This window comes from Snodgrassella sp. ESL0323, assembly GCF_013346865.1.
GTDB lineage: Bacteria > Pseudomonadota > Gammaproteobacteria > Burkholderiales > Neisseriaceae > Snodgrassella > Snodgrassella alvi.
The window spans coordinates 1-21,504 of sequence record NZ_JAAEDT010000003.1 but is presented as its reverse complement, the minus strand read 5'-3'; the positions used below and the strand labels follow the sequence as shown (position 1 = coordinate 21,504).

Sequence of the window (21,504 nt, the reverse complement as noted above, 5' to 3'; positions counted from 1 at the left end):
GTACGGGTTATATTATAGATACTTATGGCTGAAATTATTGTTGAAACACACCCGCTGAAACCTTTTTTACCCGCAAATGCGCGGCTGCTGATGCTCGGGTCATTCCCTCCGCCTGCCGGACGATGGAAAATGAATTTTTATTACCCGAATCTGCAAAATGATATGTGGCGTATTTTCGGGCTGGTATTTTTTCAGGACAAACATTACTTTTTTACTGATAACAATAAAGCATTCAACGAGAAACTCATCCGTACTTTTTTATCAGAACGCGGTATAGCCATTAATGACGCTGCTTATCAGATCAGACGTTTACAAAATAATGCAGCCGACAAATTCCTCGAAGTTGTTACACCGGTAAACTTATCGGCAGTACTGACTCAGATTCCGCACTGTCAGCATATTATGACTACCGGAGACAAAGCTACCAGCACATTATTACAACTATTACCAGCAGATACGCCTGTACCGACTATCGGCCATCCCAGTCACACTATACTGGACGGCCGGCATTTAACTTTATCCAGACTGCCTTCTTCATCGCGCGCTTATCCGCTTGCACTGGAACGCAAGGCAGCAATTTATCGTGATTATTTTGCTAACATTGGGTTATTGAATTAATTTTAACTATTCAGCGGGGGAATTTTTATGCATATTCTGATTTTTGGTGCCAGCGGCGGCGTTGGCAGAGCATTGGTTGAGCAGGCATTAGACAGCGGAGATGAAGTAACTGCTGCACTACGTTCACCGGAAAAATTTGATTTACAGCATCCTAAATTACATATTCGCCACTGTGATGCATTTAACACTGCTGATATAACAGCACTATTTACCGGTAACAGCCAGTATGATGCTGTCGCTTCTGCTCTGAATACCAATCAGGGAGTTAAACCGGGTGATGATTTGCAGCGCATGCTTGACAACATCGTTACACAATTACAGAAACATGGTATTAAACGTATTGTGTATTGTGCTTCTGCCGGTGTGGATAATGAGCTTGAAGGCGAACGCGGTCAGGCGGCAATGGAATTTTTACGTTATCCTCTGGCAGACCATCGGGCGGCAATCGGAATCATTCAGGCAGCCGATCTGTCTGCAACCATTGTGCGCCCGCTTGGCTTAACTAATGATGCGCTTTCGGCTCATTATCTTGAAGCAGCACAGGGTGTACCAGCAGGAAGTGGTCGTATTGCCCGCGCAGATGTGGCACATTTTATGCTGAAAGCACTGCACAATGATGCTTATATCGGACAGTCTGTCGCATTATCCGGCGTCTGAATAAATAATTGCCATAAGATGAATCTGACCGTCTGTCTGCTGTAGCAGGCAGACGATTTATTATTTGCGGATTTTTCGATAAAACGACGCTTCACCCTCCGGACGGGTTTTAAAGCGTTTATGCAGCCAGTAATATTGTGCCGGCTGTTCACGTATTCTTGCTTCAATAAAATCGTTCATGCGCTGAGTATCAGCAACCACATCTTCACTGGGGAAATGTTCCCACTGCGGATAAAAGCGCAGAGTCACTGTACCATCAGCCTCGCGGGTTGGAATAGCAGGAATCACCTTTGCCTTAGTCAGAGCGGCAATCCGGCTCAGACCGGCGATTGTAGCAGTTGGAATTCCGAAAAAATTCACAAAAATTGATTCACGCCGGCCAAAATCCTGATCGGGCAGATAAAGAAACGGAGCGGTACTGGTTTTGATTTTCTTAATAATTGCACGCAGCCCTTCCGTACGCCCAATCAGAAAAACATTATGATAACGATGACGTCCTTTAAGTATCTGCTCATCCATCTGTTTGTTTTTCTGATGTGAGTAAACACTAATCAGAGGTACATCCTGATTAAGAGCATAGACAGCTGCTTCAAAAGCAGTAAAATGAGGATAAAGTAAAATTACCTTTTCACCCGCGGCGAGAGCTTCATCAAGATAATGTTTATCCTGATAACGCACCAGCTTTTTCAGCCGGCCTGCATCTCCATACCAGTACAAACCATATTCCAATAATAACATGGCCATATGGTAAAAATGTTCACGCAGTATTTTGCGCCGCTGCTGTTCTGTCCATTCAGGAAAACAGTGACGCAAATTAATCAGACCAATACGTCGTCTTGGTGCTACCGCATAATAACTTATCCAGCCTACACAGCGTGCCAGCGCATGAATCATACATAATGGCAGTAATTGCAGCACATACAAAAAAGCAAACGCCAATTTCATCATCATTACTATTGTTACCTAACTGATTATCGCCAGCTCTATCATTAACTGCACTCTATTGTACACAAGCTGCGGTCACTTTACATTCACTGTTGTATATAACTTATTGCAATAACACCAGAGCAAGTGGTGACAGGCAAAATACTCCGGATAAAAATAAAACGGCCTGCAAAGACACAGACCGTATGAACCGGATTACAGGCAAACTAATGTGCCCCGCCGCCACCGCCACTGCCAAACGGCGGTCTGGCAAACCACACCAGTACAATCAGAATCAGGAATGTCATCCCATACAGCCAGAACAGATCATTGGCACCCATAATATGAGCCTGCTGCCCTATGGTCTGCTCAATCGAACCCAGCGGCTGAGTACCACTTAAACCGAGCTGGTTCATCCCCTGAATTGATTCATTCATCGTACTGTTATAAGGATGAATGTTTTCTACCAGTTGTGTATGATGCAAAGCCTCACGTTTATCCCATAACACATTGACCATTGAAGTACCAATACCACCGGCCAGAATACGCACAAAATTGGAAATACTTGAAGCACTGGCAATCTGTGAACCGGACATATTGGACAAAGTAATCTGGGTTAGCGGCATAAAGAACATAGCCATACCAATCCCCTGCACAAACTGCGGCCAGAATACATCCATAAAACTCATACCGGCATTAAAATTGGTACGCCAGAAGAAACAGATGGCATATACAGTAAAGCTGATGGTTACCAGCACCCGCATATCCAGCCTGTTACCAAACTTACCAATCAATGGCGACAACAATACCGGGAAAATACCGATAGGCGCCGTTGCCAGCCCTGCCCAGGTAGCGGTATAGCCCAACTGCATCTGTAACAGCATCGGCAATAATACAATTGCGCCCATATAGGTCATATAGGCGGTACTGAGCGTAATCACACCTACCGTAAAATTACGGTCTTTAAACAGGCGTAAATCCACAATCGGATATTTTGCATACCATTCCCAGATAACAAAATAGCTCAGACATACCGTGGCAATAACCGCTAATATAATGATCTCATTGGATGAGAACCAATCCAGCTCATGACCACGGTCGAGCATCATCTGTAAGGCACCCACACCTACAACCATCAGGGACAGCCCCATCCGGTCGATTGGCTGGTTTTCGGTTTCAGTTTCGCGTTTTTTCAGCATCTGCCATGAGATACCTGCGGCCAGCAACCCGATTGGCACATTAATAAAGAAAATCCAGCCCCAATGCCAGTTGTCACTGATAATCCCACCAAGAATCGGGCCGAAAATCGGTGCCACAATAATCACCATTGACCACATAGCCAGCGCCATCGGGCGCTTTTCCGGCGGATAAGCTGCCATCAGCAGACTTTGTGACAGCGGAATCATCGGACCGGCCACAGCCCCCTGCAATACACGGAAAAACACCAGCAATGCCAGACTGGGGGCAATACCACATAAAAACGAGGCCAACACAAAGGACAGTGTAGCCACGACAAATACTTTTACTTCACCAAAACGGCGTGCCAGCCAGCCAGTAAGCGGTACAGAAATAGCATTTGCCACAGCAAACGCCGTAATTACCCATGTACCCTGACTGTTGGCTGCACCCAGATTACCGGTAATAGTCGGTAATGCCACATTGGCAATAGTTGAATCCAGCACCTGCATAAAAACGGCCAGTGACAGAGCCACCGTAACCAGAGCAAGTGCCGGACCTTTTAAAGGAGAATGCGTCATTCAAGCAGCCTTATCGCAGAAATATTTTTTATCTGCAGCATATCCGGATAGCTGTACTCACAAGTACAGTCAATACTATTCACAAAGACGATACTTCCGGAATAACAAAAAAATCAGGCAAAATCATTACCATGAATAATGGCTGCTGGCGGCAGAATATGCCCTTCTGCTTTAGCAGCCGTCGGATTATGGTTCAGCATTAACTCAATCAGGGTGCATATTGAGCAAAAATTTCCTCAATCATATTATTGATTGGAGTCCAGTCAATTGCAGCCATATTTCCATTAGTGGGAATCGCATTAGCCGCAGTTAAATCCTGACCATTCTGGTTGCGCGTATTCACTTCAACATCCATTGATAAACCTACCCGCAGCGGATGCGCAGCCAGCTCTTTCGGATCCAGAGCAATCCGCACCGGCACACGCTGTACCACCTTAATCCAGTTACCGGTTGCATTTTGTGCCGGCAACAGTGAGAACGCAGCTCCCGTACCTGCTGACAGACCGGCTACCTTACCGTGATAAGTCACCTTACTACCATATACATCAGCACTGATTTCCACCGGCTGACCAATACGGATTTTAGCCAGCTGACTTTCCTTAAAGTTTGCATCCACCCACACATTATTCAATGGTACAACCGCCATCAGTGCAGCACCGGTGGCTACCTTCTGCCCTATCTGTACATTACGCTTGGCAACCTGTCCGTCAACCGGAGCCTTAATCTGAGTACGTTGCAAATCTAGCCATGCACTCTTCAGATGACTGACAGCAGTCATCACTGCCGGCTGCTGACGCAGCGGAACATTGTGACCCAATACTGCTTTGGCCGCGCTTTCCTGTCCCTGCATAGCTTTCAGATTAGCCTGTGCTTCCTGTACTGCATCACGCGCATGACTCAGCTCCTCAGCAGAGATGGCATCTGTACCGGCCAGACTCTGGCGGCGCTGTAAGTCAGCCTGCAAACGTTTTAACTGTGCCTGTTGCGCTGCAACCTGTGCACTGGCCTGACGTGATTGAGCAGTCTGCTGCTGATTCTGGCGAATCGCATTAATCAGCTCATCATGTGCCCGTTCAAACGCCAGCTGCATATCACTATTATCCAGCTCTACCAGCACCTGACCGGCTTTCACAGTTTGCGTATCATCCACATTTACCTTTTGTACCGTACCGGTAATTTGCGGAGTTATCTGTACTAGATGACCATTTACATACGCATCATCGGTAGATTCTTTATGCTGCCAAACCAGCAGATACATCAGCAGACAACCCAGTGCAATCAGCAGAAAAATCACGGTCAGCAACACGAGTTTACGTTTGCGGCCGGCCGGTACACGTTCTGACTGCGGCTGAACCGCCGGTTGTGAGGTGGTTACCGCCTCGTTAGTTTGCTTTTGTTCACTCATACGAAAATAGCTCAATAAAATTTAAAAATAACAGTAAATTAACGAGTAGCCTCAGCATCTGACATCTGGAAACCGCCGCCCAGAGAAGCATGCAGACTATTCCAGCTTTGCTGCTGCCAGGCAATGGTTTTAACCAAATCAGCCCGTGCACTCAGAGCAGCGTCTTCACGCTGTAGTCTGGTAATAGCATTGTCCAGACCGGCTGCCTGACGCTTGCTGCTGGCAGCCGCATTTTTCTGTGCCACCTGCCATGCCTGCTGCTGTAATGGCAGTGCCACAGTACTGTGCTGATAATCACTAATTGCATCAGCTGCCTGATGCAAGGCAGTCAATACAGTTTTATCATATTGAGCTACCTGTTCATTATAAGCAGAGCGTTTACCGGATAATGCCGCCTGTAAACTGCCTGAAGTAAATAACGGCAGAGTAATGGCCGGAACAACACCCAGCATCCGTGAAGAAGAGTGCACCAGATCAAACGCATCAACATGCGCAAGACCTGCCAGACCCTTAATTTCAATATTAGGATAAAAAGCAGCCTCAGCCGCCTTTACACCAAAATAATTTGACTGTAACAACGCCCGCTGTGCAGCAATATCAGGCCGCTGCCCTAAAATATCCGCCCGCAAACCATCAGTCGCAACTGCCGGCACCTTACCCAATGGCTGTGGTACTGCTTCCGGCAACTGGGTCGGTGATAATCCGACCAGTGCCGCAATACCATGACGGGTACGTTCAATATCCGCCTGTGTCTGACGTAGAGCGCTTTGCAAATTCAGTACAGTCTGCGTAACAGCATACTCATCACTTGCTGGCTGCAAACCTGCGCGAATCCGGTTTGCAACCAGCTTCTGCAACTGCTGATTCACTGCAATACGCTGTTTCAGAATATCCGACTGTTCCTGTAACTGCTGCCATTGCGTATATTGCGACACAATACTCTGACTCAGTACCAGTCGGGCCTGTTCCTGCTGATAAGAAGCTGCAAGACGGGAACCCAGCGCAGCCTTAATCAGATTACGCTGTCTGCCCCAGAAATCAAAAGTATAATTAACCGCTACCGCAGCCATTTCATTACTGAAAACATGATTCGGGTTATCACCGTCCCGGTTTGAGTCAGGCTTCGGATTCAGATAGGCGGCCACACCATTAGCCTGTACCCCGACCTGAACACCAGCCTCACCTCTGGCACCACGCCATTGAGCCTCAGCTTCTGCAATACGCGCAGCAGCAATACGTAAATCCGGCGCATTGGACAAGCCGGTTTCCATTAATCTGTTTAACAATGGCTGATTCAGCCCAAGCCACCAGTTTTGTTTCACTGCTACAGTCTGCCCTGCCGGCAGTTGCAACTGACCGGCATCCTGTGGATTTTCTAACTCAGGCTGTTTGCCAAAATTGGCACAAGCAGACAACAGCAGCAAGGCTACAGGGCTAATAAGGGCCAGCTGACGTAATCGGGGCATAGATACAGTTAATTTCATGCAAATCTCAGCAAAAAGTTAAACAGCGGTTAATAACTTAGTTAACAGCTGCTGTAATTGTTTATATTCCGGTTCACTTAGGGCTGACCATACCCGCCTGTGTACTTCATTGGTTTCCGGACTAACCATTTGAATCAGATTCTCACCGGCTTTAGTTAGCTTTAGCATAATTTTGCGTCGGTCATAAGGATGAGTAGAGCGTGTAGCCCAGCCATTAAGTACCAGTTCATCCGACAAACGCGTTGCACTAGTGCGAGTCAGATTCAGAATACTGCTCAGTTCTGACGGTAGAATTTCATGATTCGGGCGTGAATACACTGCCAGCAGCGCATGCCACAGACTTTCTGACAGATGGTACTTATGTAAGCGCTCATTCAGCTCACCATGAATCGTTGTATGTACCAGACGGATTAACCGGCTGAGCATCACCAACTGAACATTCATGCTTGGCATTTTCACTGCCAGCACCCCTAAAGTAGCTTCCAGTTCGGTAGCAGGAAGAGAAAAACCCATTTTAGAGCACCTCAAAATTCAAAAATAAACTATTTAATAACCATATCACTTATTATAAATGAAGCTTATTATTTAGCTGAAAATATTCCAACCCTAAAATAGTCACTACCTTAGCAATTTTTTTAAAAACCCTCTTATCTATCTGTATATCTGCATATTGCCGGTAACAGTAAATATCCTATACCGTTATCGTTTTTTCCAGCTCTCATCTATCACCTATCAAATACAATTACCGGAAACAGACTCTACAGACCAGAACAGCAAATTACTTTATTGCTTTATCCGTCGTTGCAGAAATGAAACAATCCGGACATCATTCAGCAATACCGGTTAGCCAGTTTTCAACTCAGACAAACCATCATCCAAACTTGTTAATAATTGGCTGCAAAGACCATAAACATAATTATTTTTCTATACAAACCATAAAGTAACAACTCAAAATCATACTTATGTGTTAAGAGCATAATTATATTTAATAACAGATTAAATATAGAGACATTTTGAATTTTTTTACGACTTATTAACCAGATACCTGTTTTACTGACTTCTCCACAACAACCTTTGACATCAGCCTTAAACAAAATTGCATCTTCCACTCTGTACAAAACTGCAATTTTCTTAGCAAAGATATTACCAACAACGACATAAGCAGCATATTCAGCTTATTCCGCAAACAATCTACGATACAACATCATCACAATATATACATATCCTGACTAACTCCTGCATCAGCAAAAAAACAGGCTGCTTCAAAAGCAGCCTGTTTCTATATAATCAGAATTAAATACCTGCGGCTTCACGCAGCAGTTGCGCTTTATCCGTACGTTCCCAGGTAAATTCAGGCTCTTCGCGCCCGAAATGACCATACGCCGCTGTTTTCGCATAAATCGGTCGCTGCAAATCCAGCATTTTAATAATACCTTTCGGACGCAGATCAAAATGTTCCTGCACGATTTCAATCAGCCTGTTTTCATCAATCTTGCCGGTACCGAAAGTATCAATCGCAATCGAAGTAGGCTGCGCAATACCAATAGCATAGGAAATCTGAATCTGACACTGACTGGCCAGACCGGCGGCAACAATATTCTTCGCTACATAACGGCAGGCATAAGCAGCAGAACGGTCTACCTTGGTAGGATCTTTACCGGAAAAAGCACCGCCGCCATGTGGAGCTGCCCCGCCATAAGTATCCACAATAATTTTGCGTCCGGTAAGGCCACAGTCGCCTTGCGGACCGCCAATAACAAAACGCCCGGTCGGATTAATCAGATATTGCGTCTCTTCAGTCAGCATATCAGCAGGTAATACCGGCTTAATAATATATTCTTTGACCGCTGCAACCAGCTCATCACGCTCGATATCCGGCTCATGTTGCGTAGACAGCACCACTGTATCAATGCGTTTTACCTTTCCGGTTTCACTGTCATACACACAGGTAAGCTGTGCCTTGGCATCAGGACGCAGCCATGGCAGTTCACCACTTTTACGCACTTCACTCTGACGCTGCATCAGACGGTGTGCATAATAAATCGCAAACGGCATCAGTGTAGGTGTTTCATCACAGGCATAACCGAACATCAGCCCCTGATCACCTGCACCCATATCCAGGTCCAGTCCTTCTCCTTCATTAACCCCCTGAGCAATATCAGGAGACTGCTCGTCATAACACACCATCACCGCACAACCACTGGCATCAAACCCCAGCTCTGATGAATTATAACCGATACGCTTAATCGTATCGCGTGCAACCTGTATATAATTAATATGCGCATGTGTAGAAACTTCGCCGGCCAGAACACACAAGCCGGTATTTACCAGAGTTTCAGCAGCGACACGTGCTGTTGGATCCTGAGTCAGGATAGCGTCTAAAATAGAATCGGAAATCTGGTCGGCAACCTTATCCGGATGACCTTCGGATACCGACTCAGAAGTAAACAGAAATTCACTCATAATTGGCGGATACTTTCTGATGCTAATCATGCATTATCATTATGATGGGCAATTATAAATGCTTTTGTTACAATGTTGCCCAAATTTTCGAGTTTGAGATACAGAACAGATGCAAAAGCTGGTTTATTTCATATTTTTCCTGTTGGCATTAATTCCCTTACCCATTTTGCAAGGCTTAGGTTCCGTACTGGGGCGTCTTGGTTTTTACTTCGCCACCAGTGAACGTCAACGCACAACTAAAAATCTGCATTTTAGCAAACTTGCTGCCAACGACCAACAAGCAGAAAAACTGGTTAAATCTATTTTTGCGGAAACAGCCAAAAGCGGACTTGAGTTATCTGTCGCATGGACACGCTCAAGCAAACATATCGTCTCATTGTTTAAAGAAGTACACGGCTGGGAACACATAGAAGCCGCCATTGAACGCAACGAAGGTTTGCTTTTAATTACACCGCATCTGGGCAATTATGATCTTGCCGGCCGTTTTCTGAGCGAAAAACTGCCTTTTCCGCTTACCGCCATGTACCGCCCGCCTAAAATAAGCTGGCTGGAAAACGTTATGAATAGTGGACGTGTGCGTGATAACGGCTATACCGCTCCTGCCAATATGCTGGGGGTAAAACAGATTGTACGGGCATTAAAAAATAAGCAGGCTACCATTGTGCTGCCCGATCAGGTACCCGGCGAAGGTGAAGGTGTATGGGCAACCTTTTTTGGTCAGCCTGCCTACACCATGACCCTAGCCTCCCGTCTGGCCGTCATGCCTGAAGTAACCCCCCTGTTCTTTTGCGGCGAACGCCTGCCGCATGGCCGAGGCTTTGTTCTTCATATCGCACCACTTGAAGGCACACTCAGCGGCAATCGCGAACATGATGCACAGATTATTAATAATAATGTTGAAAAATGGGTAAGACGTTTCCCAAGCCAGTACCTGTTTGGCTATAACCGCTACAAACATCGCGGTAATAAACCACCGGAAAGTTCTCAACAATCGCAAGACATGCAACCACCAGTAAAATAAATTCTACTTTATTACAATTATTTAATCATAGTTAAAATTATAGCTAAAACAGAAATTCACATAGATAGATAAAATATCATATATAAATATTTTTAACTTTTACCATTATGTATCCATGAGATTAATTCGTGTATAAGGAATTTAGTGAATATTGTACCGTTTAGCTGGTTTATTATTTTTTATAATAAAAAATTCTTTACGGCAATTGATATTTTGTGAAATGAATTTATGTTGATAATAAAAGTGTATATAGACATGCAAGCATGTATTTAATTACTTTAGCAACCAAAAATACTTAGCCTTAATTAAAAGAAAAAAGAGCCTTTTGGGCTCTTTTTTGAATATGTAAACTGTTTTGGTAGTGACAATACAGATTAACGTTTTGAGAACTGTTTTGCACGGCGTGCTTTGCGCAAACCGTATTTTTTACGTTCAACTTCACGTGCATCACGAGTAACCAGACCAGCAGCAGACAGAGTTGGTTTCAGAGCTGCATCGTAGTCAATCAGTGCACGGGTAATGCCATGACGAATTGCACCAGACTGACCGGTTTCACCGCCGCCTACTACATTTACTTTAATATCGAAAGCTTCCAGATTTTCAGTCAGTACCAGAGGCTGACGAACAATCATGCGGCCGGTTTCGCGACCAAAAAACTCATCCAGCGGACGACCATTTACAATAATCTGACCGCTACCCTTTTGCAGGAAAACACGAGCCACTGAACTTTTGCGGCGACCCGTGCCGTAGTAATATTTACCGTTCATTGCGTGTCCTTAGATATCCAAAACTTTAGGTTGTTGAGCAGCATGACCATGTTCTGAAGTAGCATATACTTTCAGTTTTTTAATCATGGCATAGCCCAACGGGCCTTTAGGTAACATACCTTTAACGGCTTTTTCCAGCGCACGGCCAGGAAACTGGTTTTGCATTTCAGCAAAAGTGCGCTCATAAATACCACCAGGAAAACCTGAGTGGCGATAGTATTTTTTGTCAGTCTGTTTCTGACCAGTCACACGCAGTTTGTCAGCGTTAATTACAATAATGTAATCACCAGTATCAACATGTGGCGTGTATTCTGGCTTATGTTTGCCACGCAGACGGCGGGCGATTTCAGCAGCCAGACGACCCAGAACTTTGTCTTGAGCATCAACCACATACCAATCGCGCTTCACCTCATGGGGCTTAGCTGAAAAGGTTTTCATAAAAGCTAATCCAGATAAATATACGAAAGCTTCTAATATTAAAGATTAATCAATTGATTGTCAATTGCTGTACAGGGTTTGTATGACAATTTCCCTGTACTGAGCAGGATGCAGTTGCATTGATGATTATATCTGTAGTCATAATCAGCCGATACGTCTGAAAGGCGGTAAACACGCCAGTAACTGTTTACCATATCGCGCAGTCAGAATACGATTATCCAGAATAGTAACCCGGCCGTAATCTGTTTCAGTCCGAATTAGCCGCCCTACAGCCTGAATCAGCTTGATACTGGCTTCCGGCACAGTAATTTCCATAAACGGGTTACCGCCGCGTGCCTCTATCCACTGATTGCGGGTTTTCTCAATCGGATTATCCGGCATAGCAAACGGCAACTTGGCAATAATGACCTGCACACACATCTCACCTGGTAAATCCAGACCTTCAGCGAAACTGTCCAGACCAAAAATAATACTTGGACGACCGGCAGCAATTGCCTCATGATGGCGCTCTAATAATATCTGTTTGGGTATTTCTCCCTGTACCAGCAATAAGGGCAAATGACTGTCCGGCAATTTCAGCGCGACCTCCTGCATTTGCCGCCGTGAAGAAAATAATACCAGCGTCCCAATAGGTTCGCTTTCATTAATCAGCTTCGGCAGCCAATTAACAATTTCGCTGGTATGCGCTGCCGCATCTTTCGGGCTGGCTGCCAGTGCCGGTATATACAGCTCACCCTGTTCTGCAAAATGAAACGGGCTGTCCAGTGCCAGCATAGTAGTATCAGGCAGCCAGCTCAGGCCTGTTTGCTTTAACAGTAAATCAAATGTACCCAGTGAGCGTAATGTGGCCGAGGTCAGCAATGCCCCCGCCGCCCGCCGCCACAAACCACTGGCCAGCTTACTGGCACTGGTAATGGGAGAGGCATGAAAGTTGTAGTCAATCTTATCTTTAGCTATCCGACTAATCCATTTAGCCAGTGGTGCTTCGCCTTCAACTTTTTCCGTGGACATTAAATCCCATACATCCACGACCTGTTCAGTTCGCGCCAGCAGCATGCCCAAATCAGTACTGAGCTGATCAAGCAGGCTGCTATCCTTATTCTTATCCCGTCTGGAGGCAGATAATGCCTCATTCATACCGTTTAAATGTTTCAGCAGCATTCGTGCAGCGATAGCGGTATTATTTACCAGCATATTCAAACTCGATGGTATTGCACCATCCGGCCACAGCCAGCTGCTTTCTTCGATACCGTCCTGTACTGCCAGACTGGGTTCATCAGCCAGACAAATCAGCCATTCCTGCAAACTTTCCTGCAAACCCGATGCAGCTTCAACAGCCAGCACTGCAAGTTCACTTTTATCCAGCACACCAGCTACTTTATCTACAATATTGCCAATCCGGTCTAAAAACCATAATGTCTGATTCAAACTATGTTCAGCCGCAAATTGCTGTAAAGCTTTATGCGGTAAATGGTGCGCTTCATCGATACAATAAAAACTGTTGGCCGGTGCCGGCAAAATTACACCACCGCCCATACCGATATCAGCCAGCAGTAAATCATGATTGGCTACCACAACATTCACCGTTTCCAGCGTCTCCCGCGCCAGAAAAAAAGGACACTCGGCGCGGTTCGGGCACCCGGATTTCAAACAGCCATGGCGATCATTAGTTACTTTCTGCCATAAACCGTCGTCAATTTGTTCCGGCCATGTATCCCGGTCTCCATTAAAAGTACGGGCAGCAAACTGATCTGCCATATTACGCAATACTGCCAATTCTTCTTTTTTAGGCTTCCGCTCCCAGAGTACCATTTGTGGTTCAAAACCCTGCAAACTGTCCTGTGCGTTTAATTGGGTTAATTGATACAGTTTATAGGGACATAAATAACGTCCGCGTCCTTTAGCCAGAGCAAAACTAAGACTCAGTCCGCTGTGTCTGACTACAAACGGTAAATCACGCCCGACCAGTTGTTCCTGCAAGGCGACAGTCGCACTGCTTACTACCAGTATTTTGCCGCGCGTCTGCGCCATAATTCCGCCGGCAAGTAAATATGCCAGACTTTTACCCACTCCTGTCGGCCCCTCTACTACAACGATAGACTCACCATTACGCTCCGGTGCATCCTCACCATCCTGCTGTTGCTGAGTGCGTGAAAATGCATTAGCAACGGCTGCAATCATTTCCCGCTGTGCCTGCCGGGGCCGGAAATTAGGCAAACTTCTGGCAATACTTTGGTAATGATCACGTATGGCGTTTTTTTCTAAATCAGTAAGCATAACAATTCAAACAATAGGCAAATAGCATAAATCCATATTCTTTTTAGTAGTAAAGTTATTTAAAATCAGTATATTTACAAACTAATTCCAATTATATACTTAAATTCCATATTAAATTTTTAGCAGGCATATTATGAACAAAATTATCTATTTCGTTTTATTCTGTCTCGTGACAACAGGTCTTATTGCCTGCTCTAAAACTCAGCAAGATTCCACAGCAGCCAGTACGACCAAAAAAGAGCTGGTTTTTGGTGCCTCTGCTATGCCTTACAGCACAGTATTTGAACAAGGTATTAAACCTATTCTGGAAAAACAGGGCTACACCATTAAAACCATGAATTTTTCCACGCTGGAAGTGAATAATCAATCTGTTAATAATGGTCAGGTTGATTTTAATCTGGATCAGCATACTGCCTATCTTAATGTCTTTAACCGTGAAAAAGGTACACATCTGTATCCTCTGGTGCATATCCCTACCATACCGGCTGCCATTTATTCAGACAAATACACATCCTTTCAGCAGGCGCCCAATGGTGCTACTGTACTGATTCCCAGTGATCCGGCCAATACTTCACGTGCATTGCGCATTCTGACCGATAACCATTTCATTCAACTCAAATCCGGTACTAACCCGATACTGGCAACATCCAGAGACATTGTCAGCAATCCAAAACAATTGAAAATTAAAGAAATGGATTCAGTCATGATTCCGCGCACATTGGGTGAAGTAGATTTCGGTTTCGCCTCCGGTGGAATAGCTTACCAGTCTAAACTTGATCCGAAAAAAGCGGTACTTCGTGAAAAAGTAATTCCGGAAATGGAAATGGTGGTTACCATTAATGAAAAAAATAAAGATACCCAGTGGGCAAAAGACTTAAAAGCAGCCTATCAATCACCAGAATTTAAACAATTTATGCAGAAATACAATCAAAATCAGATGTGGGCACTGCCACAAGGTGAATAAACCTATTTCATCCTGAAAATTGCCGGTAATACTATCACGCATTACCGGCAATTCATCTATAAATTCACCATGTAATAGTAAAAATTTAAAAACGTATTAGCAGATCACTAATTATTAATCACAACACTGAAAATAAACCCCGCACTGTAATATTTATTAACGAGTGTTTTGCAGTATGGCGTAACAAATCGGCACAACAGCCTAACATCTTTAATAAAAATAACAAAACAACAATTTTGAATACATTTTATAATAGAGAAATTACATAACTTATTTATATAAGCATGACTCTCTACAGTATCAAACCTGCTTTTCAAAAATTATTACGCCCGCTCATGTTCTGGCTGTATCGAAAAGGCGTTACAGCAAACCACATTACCCTTTCTGCAATTGGTCTTTCTGTATTAATCGGTGTCATACTGGGCATTTTTCCGCATCCGGGGTTATTCTGGCTGCTACCGATTACATTATTTATCAGAATGGCGCTCAATGCACTGGATGGCATGCTCGCTCGTGAATGTAATCAGCAAAGCCGGCTTGGTGCTGTCTTAAATGAATTGGGCGATATCTTATCCGATATTGCCTTGTATGTGCCGTTCATTCTATTACCGGGCAGTAATACAACTGTGGTAATGCTAATGCTCTTCTGTGCAGTCCTTACGGAATTCTGCGGCATTCTTGCACAAACAATCAATGGCATCCGCAGCTATGCGGGTCCCATGGGTAAAAGTGATCGCGCCCTGATTTTCGGTACATGGTCTTTATTACTGGCTATCTGGCCAGAATTAACATCATGGAACAATCTGCTGTGGTGTGTATCAATTGTCTTACTGGTCTGGACTTGTGTTAACCGTTGTCGCAGTGCGCTGACCGGAGAATACTGATATGCTGTTGCAAAAATCCTTACTGGTTATTTTCAGCCTTTTATTACTGGCTACAGTTATCAATGGCTTATTAGTGTGCCTGAAACCAGATAAAGACTGGCATGAACTCACACTGCGTATTCGAACGTGGTGGATTATTATTATACTGTTTTCTCTGGCATTAATCAGTCCATCCTGGTTAGGGATATGTTTTTTTGCTCTGGTCAGCTTCATGGCGTTAAAAGAATATTTAACGCTGGTACCGGCACGCCATGCAGACCGTATGCCTATCCTGTGGATGTTTATCACTATTCCGATTAATTACTGGTTAATAGGCAGTAACTGGTACGGTTTTTTTATTATATTTATTCCGGTATATATGTTCCTGTTTTTACCGGCACGAATGGTCATTGCTGGTGATACCAAACATTTTCTGCGTACAGTGTCTCAATTGCAGTGGGGTTTGATGACCACTGTATTTGCTTTCAGCCATGTTGCCAGTTTGCTGGTACTGCCGAATGATCATCAGCAAACTGGTGCACTATTGGTACTGTTCCTTGTGGGTTTAACAGAATTCAATGATATTACTCAATATTTGTGGGGTAAATCTCTGGGTAAAATCAAAATAACACCTAAAGTCAGCCCGAACAAAACTCTGGCCGGACTACTTGGCGGCATAGCCAGCACGACAATTGCAGCCATGCTGCTGGGTCCTATACTGACACCACTGAGCTGGGAAATGTCCTTACTTGCCGGTCTGATCATCAGTGTAAGCGGATTCTGTGGTGATATTGTCATGTCTGCAATCAAGAGGGATATTGGTATTAAAGACAGCGGCACGATATTACCCGGTCACGGAGGTATTCTCGATCGTCTGGACTCATTGATTTTTACTGCACCGGTATTTTTTCATTTCGTTCGTTATTTTTACTACTAAATCATGCTTAAATCATTACTCAAACCCTTATTTGCATTATGTATAGAATGGCCGTTTATGCGTTTTTGGCTGGGTTTGCGTATTCATCAGCATCACAATCTGCCTAAACAGGGTCCAGCAATCATTGTTGCTAATCATAATAGCCACATGGATGTATTTGCACTGATGGGTCTATACTCACCTTTACAGCAAAATCAGATTCATCCGGTAGCTGCAGCAGATTACTTTCTGAGTAATAAATGGCTGGCCTGGTTTGCAATTAATATTCTCAACATTATTCCGGTTAACCGTCAGAATGGCGGTCAGAACAATCCGCTTCAGGGCTGTGAAGAAGCCTTGCGTCAAAACAAAATCCTTATCCTTTTTCCAGAAGGTTCTCGTGGCGAACCCGGAAAAATGCAACCGCTCAAATCAGGTATCTGGTATTTAAGCGCTGCTATGCCAACTGTACCCATCATTCCGGTATGGCTGCAGGGAACTGAACAGATTATGGCTAAAGGTAATCGTATTCCGCTGCCCCTATTCATAGACATTAATATTGGCAGTGCCATGTATTACCAGCCAGATAAGGACCAATTCAAAGCAGATTTATTAAATAATTTACTCGCATTGCGTCCGCAATATATGAAAAGAGATTCTGATGACTGAACAACGCCAAGCAAAAGAAAGTACATTTTATACCAGCGATAAACAAGAATTATTTTATCGACACTGGCCTGCTATTACCTCCGGCACAATACGTAAAGTTATTGTATTGTTTCACCGCGGGCATGAACATTCAGGCCGTTTGCAGCACATTGTGGATGAGCTGAACATGCCGGATACGGATTTTTATGCATGGGATGCCCGCGGGCATGGCCACTCTCCCGGCCCTCGCGGTTACAGCCCGTCTCTGGCTCGTTCTGTACAGGATGTAGATGAATTTATGCATTTTGTTGCCGCAGACAGCCAAACTCCTCTTTCGAATATCATAGTAATTGCGCAAAGTGTAGGAGCGGTACTGGCAGCAACATGGGCACATGATTATGCTCCGAAAATTCGCGGGCTTGTATTAGCCTCCCCTGCATTTAAAGTAAAATTATACGTGCCGTTTGCCCGGCCATTGCTTAGTTTCGGACAATATGTTAAAGGTCTTTTCTTTGTTAATTCCTATGTCAAAGGTAAGTATCTGACCCATGATCCCGAACGTGTTAACAGTTTTAATAATGATCCGCTGATTACTCGTGCAATTGCAGTAAATATTTTACTGGATTTATACCGTACAGCCGACCGCGTCATTGAAGATGCTGCTGCTATTACTTTACCTACGCAACTGCTGATATCCGGTCAGGATTATGTAGTGCACAGGCAACCACAACTGGATTTCTATCAGCGTATTCGCAATCCGCTCAAAGAAATGCACATTCTGCCCGGTTTTTATCACGACACATTGGGCGAACTTAACCGAGAAGAAGCTTTTACAAAAATTCGCAGCTTTATCGATACCTTATATCAGCAGCCAGTAGCCGCTTTTAATTATCAGCATGAAGATCGCTGGAGCCCGAGTGCAGATAACTGGCGTGAATTAAGCGGCGGACCGGTTCCGCTTTCTTTCAGTGCCTTTAGTTATCGTGCCTTACATAAAGGTATGACAACCCTTGGTAAACTTTCTAATGGCATTAAACTGGGTTGTGAAACTGGCTTTGATTCCGGCAGTACACTGGATTATGTTTATCAGAATCAGCCTCAGGGTCAAAACTGGCTGGGAAAACAATTTGACAAAGCCTATCTCAATAGCATTGGCTGGCGAGGTATCCGGCAACGCAAAATTAATCTGGAATATATGATTAAACAAGCTGTACCAAAACTACAGGAAAAAAATCTTCCGGTTCGGGTTGTTGATATTGCTGCCGGTCATGGCAGGTATGTCATTGAAGCATTATCCAATATCAATGCAGTTGAAGAAATTTTATTACGCGACTACAGTGAACTTAATGTCAGCAAAGGTCAGCAGATGATTGCTGATTATGGTTTAAGCAATAAAGCGCGATTTGAAATTGGTGATGCCTTCAATCAGGAACAACTCGCAGCACTTACACCTCAGCCTACACTGGGTATTGTTTCCGGACTTTATGAACTTTTTCCGGATAACTCTCTGTTACGCAATTCACTAAATGGTTTAGCAGCAGCTATCCCTGCCGGTGGTATCCTGATTTACACAAATCAACCTTGGCACCCGCAATTGAAAACCATTGCATGGTCTTTAACCAGCCATCGTCAGGGTCAGCCGTGGATTATGCGTAATCGTTCGCAAGGTGAAATGGATGCTCTGGTAAGTGCAGCCGGTTTTGATAAATGTGCACAAATTATTGATGAATGGGGGATTTTCAGCGTATCCATGGCAATTCGCCGTGCATCATGAAATTGCGTAGTCAATTAAACTGTCTGGCAGTAGGCTGGTTAATCATTCTGGCGCCGTATTTCTTGGTAACGTATGAACTGGTTAATCAGTTTACTGCCACACGAGCTGATATTAATAGTGTGGTATATAGATGGGAACAATACATCCCGTTTATTCCGCTCACAATTATTCCTTACTGTAGTCTGGCTTTGCTCTATAGCATATCTTTATTTTTGTGTCGCTCTATATCTGAACAGACTCGTCAGGCCTGCCGGTTAGTATTAGCCTCTACAATAGCCTATATCAGTTTTTTACTATTTCCTTTTCGTTTTAGCTTTATCCGACCCAAAGTTGAAGGTTTTACCGGCTGGTGGTTTAATCAGCTGGAGCAGTTTAATTTATCTTATAATCAGTCTTCAATACTCTATATCATCCTAAGCTGGCTGCTGTGGCAACACTTTTTACAACATACTCCTAAACGTCTGCGCTGGCTGATTCATTGCTGGTTTCTGTTAATTAGTATTTCAGTATTGACGACATGGCAACATCATTTTATTGATGTAATCATCGGCGTAGTTATTGGTATGTTTATTGACTGGCTAATACCGGTTAAAAAAATACCAAAAACCCATATTCATATACCTTGTACACAGTCAAAAAAGCTGACTAAGTATTATGCAACAGCAGCGCTTGTGTGCTTATGTTTTGGAATTTGTTCTACTCCGTGGTTATTATGGCTGGCATTATCTTTATTTATTGTCAGTTGTGCATATCATTTTGGTGTTAATACAATATGTAAATCACCCCATGGCAAATATTCAGCGGCTGTCTATATTCTGTTATTTCCCTGGCGATGTCTGATGAATATTTCCAGATGGCTGTATACCCGTAAAATTCCTGCTATCAGCCCAATCAATGAGCACATTTTTATGGGTAGTTATCCTTGCAGCAGTGTTAAACAAAAAGCCATTCTGGATTTAACATTCGAATTTCCACGCGCCCAATCTACATATAATCGCGTGTATACATGTATACCGATGCTGGATCTGGTTTGCCCCAGTATGTTGCAATTGCAACAAGCTGTCAGTGAATTAGAAAAATTACGTACACAGCACAATAGTGTTTTAATCCATTGCTCATTGGGACTATCACGTAGTGCCATTGTAGTAGTAGCATGGCTGCTGGCTTTTAATGATTTTAAAACCGTAGAACAGGCCTGTACATTTGTGCAGCAACAACGCCCGCAAATTGTACTAGGCTCCAAACATATGGAACTTCTTGAGCAATGGCATATCAACATAACCCAGAATCCAATGAACATGAACTTAGTAAGGTGTTAGTCAACCACACATTAGCAAGCTGGCGCTTTTTGTTATTGATGGCATTAATACCTTTATTATGGGCAATATTTTGCGCATCTGCCGGCTTAATACGTTCACTGATCACAGCTGGTGCTGGTATAGTTATTTATCAATGCTGGCGGCTATGGCTGGATAATTATTATATTTCTGAACTCACTCAGGAAAATAACCAGCAGGCTGGTATTATTCTTACTTCTATTTGGCAAAAACAAAAACTGCAAGATTTTACTTTGGAACAAAGATATCAGGGAGCACTGAAGCAACTCAAATATTCCTTAATAAGCTGTGCTCTGCTCTGGCTAATCTGGATTGTTACTTTATTGTTTAAATGAAATATCTGTAGATTTAATGATAAAAATAAGATTAATCTATGTTAAATTAAAATGGTATAGAAATTTTCTATCTATAAACAGTTAAGCGAATAAGCGATACATCTGTTACATTCTTTATTCAAAGCTGTAGTCACTTAAATTTCCAATATAGATTATACTAATCATCTTTTTTGTATCAATAAAAAACTAATCAGATGAGTCTGCACATAGCTCTGTATCAACCTCAAATTCCTGCTAATACCGGCAATATTGCCCGCACTTGTGCCGGCACACATACCAGCCTGCATTTAATCCATCCATTAGGTTTCTCTACCGATGACAAGATGCTTAAGCGTGCTGGTCTAGATTACTGGCCTCATGTAGATATTCATTATCATGACAGTCTGGAAGCATTTATCAGCATGACCGAAACTCAAACTAATGCACAAGTCTACCTGATAGAAACCTACGGCACACGCAACTACACTCAGTTCGACTACAGCGACCCCAATCAGCAAATCTACTTTCTCTTCGGTCGCGAAACCACCGGATTGCCCGAGGCATTCGCACAGGCACGCGCCGAGCAATGTCTGCGAATTCCGCAGTCAGAGCACATCCGCTCACTAAACCTGTCCAATGCCGCCGCCATCGTCCTCTATGAAGCACTGCGTCAGCAGTCCTTCCCCTCTCTAACCTAGATACAGCAACAGCAGCCATATGGCTGCTGCGGTATTGTTCTCTTCTCAGTAGTTAAAGTAAGAAACCCGGCTGACTAATCAACCGGGTTCTTCTATGGGGAGTCTGGCGGTGTCCTACTTTCACATGGGCAATCCATACTATCATCGGCGCTAGGTCGTTTCACGGTCCTGTTCGGGAT

General features: G+C 43.9%; 20 protein-coding genes. 11 read left to right on the top strand and 9 right to left on the bottom strand.

The window, feature by feature from the left end:
* Positions 1-24 precede the first annotated feature (24 nt).
* Both GY065_RS00385 and GY065_RS00380 read left to right on the top strand, forming a co-directional pair.
* Positions 25-618 (top strand): uracil-DNA glycosylase family protein, encoded by a 594-nt coding sequence (locus tag GY065_RS00385; protein ID WP_084562176.1) that lies wholly within the window; start codon positions 25-27, stop codon positions 616-618.
* 27 nt (positions 619-645) lie between these two features.
* Entirely contained in the window at positions 646-1,275 is a 630-nt protein-coding gene (locus GY065_RS00380; RefSeq protein ID WP_174832574.1) for an NAD(P)-dependent oxidoreductase, read from the top strand.
* A 60-nt stretch (positions 1,276-1,335) separates the two neighbouring features.
* On the opposite strand, the gene GY065_RS00375 is transcribed toward GY065_RS00380, so the two are convergent.
* The 6 genes from GY065_RS00375 to metK all read right to left on the bottom strand — a co-directional run bounded on the left by GY065_RS00375 (position 1,336) and on the right by metK (position 9,308).
* Positions 1,336-2,220 carry a lipid A biosynthesis lauroyl acyltransferase gene (locus tag GY065_RS00375; RefSeq protein ID WP_037393236.1) on the bottom strand — a complete coding sequence of 295 codons (885 nt, stop codon included), beginning with the start codon at positions 2,218-2,220 and terminating at the stop codon, positions 1,336-1,338.
* Between the two features lie 206 nt (positions 2,221-2,426).
* Complete coding sequence (locus GY065_RS00370; protein WP_025329940.1) at positions 2,427-3,956, bottom strand: DHA2 family efflux MFS transporter permease subunit; 1,530 nt, start codon at positions 3,954-3,956, stop codon at positions 2,427-2,429.
* A 208-nt stretch (positions 3,957-4,164) separates the two neighbouring features.
* Positions 4,165-5,361, bottom strand: a complete 1,197-nt coding sequence (locus GY065_RS00365) for an efflux RND transporter periplasmic adaptor subunit (RefSeq protein WP_174832573.1) — start codon at positions 5,359-5,361, stop codon at positions 4,165-4,167.
* A 38-nt stretch (positions 5,362-5,399) separates the two neighbouring features.
* Positions 5,400-6,845 (bottom strand): efflux transporter outer membrane subunit, encoded by a 1,446-nt coding sequence (locus tag GY065_RS00360; protein ID WP_174832572.1) that lies wholly within the window; start codon positions 6,843-6,845, stop codon positions 5,400-5,402.
* Positions 6,846-6,863: 18 nt separating this feature from the next.
* Positions 6,864-7,358 carry a MarR family transcriptional regulator gene (locus GY065_RS00355; protein ID WP_174832571.1) on the bottom strand — a complete coding sequence of 165 codons (495 nt, stop codon included), beginning with the start codon at positions 7,356-7,358 and terminating at the stop codon, positions 6,864-6,866.
* A 780-nt stretch (positions 7,359-8,138) separates the two neighbouring features.
* Positions 8,139-9,308: a methionine adenosyltransferase gene (metK, locus tag GY065_RS00350; protein WP_174832583.1), complete on the bottom strand. Its 1,170-nt coding sequence runs from the start codon at positions 9,306-9,308 to the stop codon at positions 8,139-8,141.
* A 109-nt stretch (positions 9,309-9,417) separates the two neighbouring features.
* Between metK and GY065_RS00345 the strand changes: the two genes are divergently transcribed.
* Positions 9,418-10,329 carry a lysophospholipid acyltransferase family protein gene (locus GY065_RS00345; RefSeq protein WP_174832570.1) on the top strand — a complete coding sequence of 304 codons (912 nt, stop codon included), beginning with the start codon at positions 9,418-9,420 and terminating at the stop codon, positions 10,327-10,329.
* Between the two features lie 374 nt (positions 10,330-10,703).
* On the opposite strand, the gene rpsI is transcribed toward GY065_RS00345, so the two are convergent.
* The 3 genes from rpsI to dinG all read right to left on the bottom strand — a co-directional run bounded on the left by rpsI (position 10,704) and on the right by dinG (position 13,811).
* Positions 10,704-11,096, bottom strand: coding sequence for a 30S ribosomal protein S9 (rpsI, locus tag GY065_RS00340; protein ID WP_174832569.1), 393 nt, complete (start codon positions 11,094-11,096; stop codon positions 10,704-10,706).
* A 9-nt stretch (positions 11,097-11,105) separates the two neighbouring features.
* Positions 11,106-11,534, bottom strand: coding sequence for a 50S ribosomal protein L13 (rplM, locus tag GY065_RS00335; RefSeq protein WP_174832568.1), 429 nt, complete (start codon positions 11,532-11,534; stop codon positions 11,106-11,108).
* A 144-nt stretch (positions 11,535-11,678) separates the two neighbouring features.
* Positions 11,679-13,811 (bottom strand): ATP-dependent DNA helicase DinG, encoded by a 2,133-nt coding sequence (gene dinG / locus GY065_RS00330; RefSeq protein WP_174832567.1) that lies wholly within the window; start codon positions 13,809-13,811, stop codon positions 11,679-11,681.
* Between the two features lie 133 nt (positions 13,812-13,944).
* On the opposite strand from dinG, the gene GY065_RS00325 reads away from it, so the two are divergent.
* From GY065_RS00325 to trmL, 8 genes are all read left to right on the top strand, one after another.
* Complete coding sequence (locus tag GY065_RS00325) at positions 13,945-14,775, top strand: MetQ/NlpA family ABC transporter substrate-binding protein (RefSeq protein ID WP_084547198.1); 831 nt, start codon at positions 13,945-13,947, stop codon at positions 14,773-14,775.
* Between the two features lie 284 nt (positions 14,776-15,059).
* The gene (locus tag GY065_RS00320) at positions 15,060-15,659 is read left to right on the top strand and encodes a CDP-alcohol phosphatidyltransferase family protein (RefSeq protein ID WP_174832566.1); all 600 of its coding nucleotides are present in this window, start codon (positions 15,060-15,062) and stop codon (positions 15,657-15,659) included.
* Position 15,660: 1 nt separating this feature from the next.
* Entirely contained in the window at positions 15,661-16,575 is a 915-nt protein-coding gene (locus GY065_RS00315) for a phosphatidate cytidylyltransferase (protein WP_174832565.1), read from the top strand.
* A gap of 57 nt (positions 16,576-16,632) precedes the next feature.
* On the top strand, positions 16,633-17,223 hold the full coding sequence (locus tag GY065_RS00310; RefSeq protein ID WP_202984001.1) for a 1-acyl-sn-glycerol-3-phosphate acyltransferase: 591 nt from the start codon (positions 16,633-16,635) through the stop codon (positions 17,221-17,223).
* Positions 17,216-18,976 carry a bifunctional alpha/beta hydrolase/class I SAM-dependent methyltransferase gene (locus GY065_RS00305; RefSeq protein WP_174832563.1) on the top strand — a complete coding sequence of 587 codons (1,761 nt, stop codon included), beginning with the start codon at positions 17,216-17,218 and terminating at the stop codon, positions 18,974-18,976. The genes GY065_RS00310 and GY065_RS00305 overlap by 8 nt, the downstream gene beginning before the upstream one ends.
* A complete protein-coding gene (locus tag GY065_RS00300; protein ID WP_174832562.1) occupies positions 18,973-20,295 on the top strand; it encodes a phosphatase PAP2/dual specificity phosphatase family protein in 1,323 nt (440 codons plus the stop codon). Before GY065_RS00305 ends, GY065_RS00300 begins: the two co-directional genes overlap by 4 nt.
* Positions 20,241-20,648, top strand: a complete 408-nt coding sequence (locus GY065_RS00295) for a hypothetical protein (protein WP_037393228.1) — start codon at positions 20,241-20,243, stop codon at positions 20,646-20,648. Before GY065_RS00300 ends, GY065_RS00295 begins: the two co-directional genes overlap by 55 nt.
* A 194-nt stretch (positions 20,649-20,842) precedes the next feature.
* On the top strand, positions 20,843-21,325 hold the full coding sequence (trmL, locus tag GY065_RS00290; RefSeq protein ID WP_174832561.1) for a tRNA (uridine(34)/cytosine(34)/5-carboxymethylaminomethyluridine(34)-2'-O)-methyltransferase TrmL: 483 nt from the start codon (positions 20,843-20,845) through the stop codon (positions 21,323-21,325).
* Positions 21,326-21,504: the final 179 nt, after the last annotated feature.

Excerpts from the sequence above, each read along its gene's own strand:
- metK (WP_174832583.1), bottom strand. The coding sequence starts at position 9,308 with ATGAGTGAATTTCTGTTTACTTCTGAGTCGGTATCCGAAGGTCATCCG.
- GY065_RS00305 (WP_174832563.1), top strand. The coding sequence starts at position 17,216 with ATGACTGAACAACGCCAAGCAAAAGAAAGTACATTTTATACCAGCGAT.
- GY065_RS00310 (WP_202984001.1), top strand. The coding sequence starts at position 16,633 with ATGCGTTTTTGGCTGGGTTTGCGTATTCATCAGCATCACAATCTGCCT.
- GY065_RS00380 (WP_174832574.1), top strand. The coding sequence starts at position 646 with ATGCATATTCTGATTTTTGGTGCCAGCGGCGGCGTTGGCAGAGCATTG.
- GY065_RS00385 (WP_084562176.1), top strand. The coding sequence starts at position 25 with ATGGCTGAAATTATTGTTGAAACACACCCGCTGAAACCTTTTTTACCC.
- GY065_RS00295 (WP_037393228.1), top strand. The coding sequence starts at position 20,241 with ATGGCATATCAACATAACCCAGAATCCAATGAACATGAACTTAGTAAG.
- GY065_RS00355 (WP_174832571.1), bottom strand. The coding sequence starts at position 7,358 with ATGGGTTTTTCTCTTCCTGCTACCGAACTGGAAGCTACTTTAGGGGTG.
- rplM (WP_174832568.1), bottom strand. The coding sequence starts at position 11,534 with ATGAAAACCTTTTCAGCTAAGCCCCATGAGGTGAAGCGCGATTGGTAT.
- GY065_RS00320 (WP_174832566.1), top strand. The coding sequence starts at position 15,060 with ATGACTCTCTACAGTATCAAACCTGCTTTTCAAAAATTATTACGCCCG.
- GY065_RS00300 (WP_174832562.1), top strand. The coding sequence starts at position 18,973 with ATGAAATTGCGTAGTCAATTAAACTGTCTGGCAGTAGGCTGGTTAATC.
- trmL (WP_174832561.1), top strand. The coding sequence starts at position 20,843 with ATGAGTCTGCACATAGCTCTGTATCAACCTCAAATTCCTGCTAATACC.
- GY065_RS00315 (WP_174832565.1), top strand. The coding sequence starts at position 15,661 with ATGCTGTTGCAAAAATCCTTACTGGTTATTTTCAGCCTTTTATTACTG.
- GY065_RS00365 (WP_174832573.1), bottom strand. The coding sequence starts at position 5,361 with ATGAGTGAACAAAAGCAAACTAACGAGGCGGTAACCACCTCACAACCG.
- GY065_RS00375 (WP_037393236.1), bottom strand. The coding sequence starts at position 2,220 with ATGAAATTGGCGTTTGCTTTTTTGTATGTGCTGCAATTACTGCCATTA.
- GY065_RS00345 (WP_174832570.1), top strand. The coding sequence starts at position 9,418 with ATGCAAAAGCTGGTTTATTTCATATTTTTCCTGTTGGCATTAATTCCC.
- dinG (WP_174832567.1), bottom strand. The coding sequence starts at position 13,811 with ATGCTTACTGATTTAGAAAAAAACGCCATACGTGATCATTACCAAAGT.
- GY065_RS00325 (WP_084547198.1), top strand. The coding sequence starts at position 13,945 with ATGAACAAAATTATCTATTTCGTTTTATTCTGTCTCGTGACAACAGGT.
- rpsI (WP_174832569.1), bottom strand. The coding sequence starts at position 11,096 with ATGAACGGTAAATATTACTACGGCACGGGTCGCCGCAAAAGTTCAGTG.
- GY065_RS00360 (WP_174832572.1), bottom strand. The coding sequence starts at position 6,845 with ATGAAATTAACTGTATCTATGCCCCGATTACGTCAGCTGGCCCTTATT.
- GY065_RS00370 (WP_025329940.1), bottom strand. The coding sequence starts at position 3,956 with ATGACGCATTCTCCTTTAAAAGGTCCGGCACTTGCTCTGGTTACGGTG.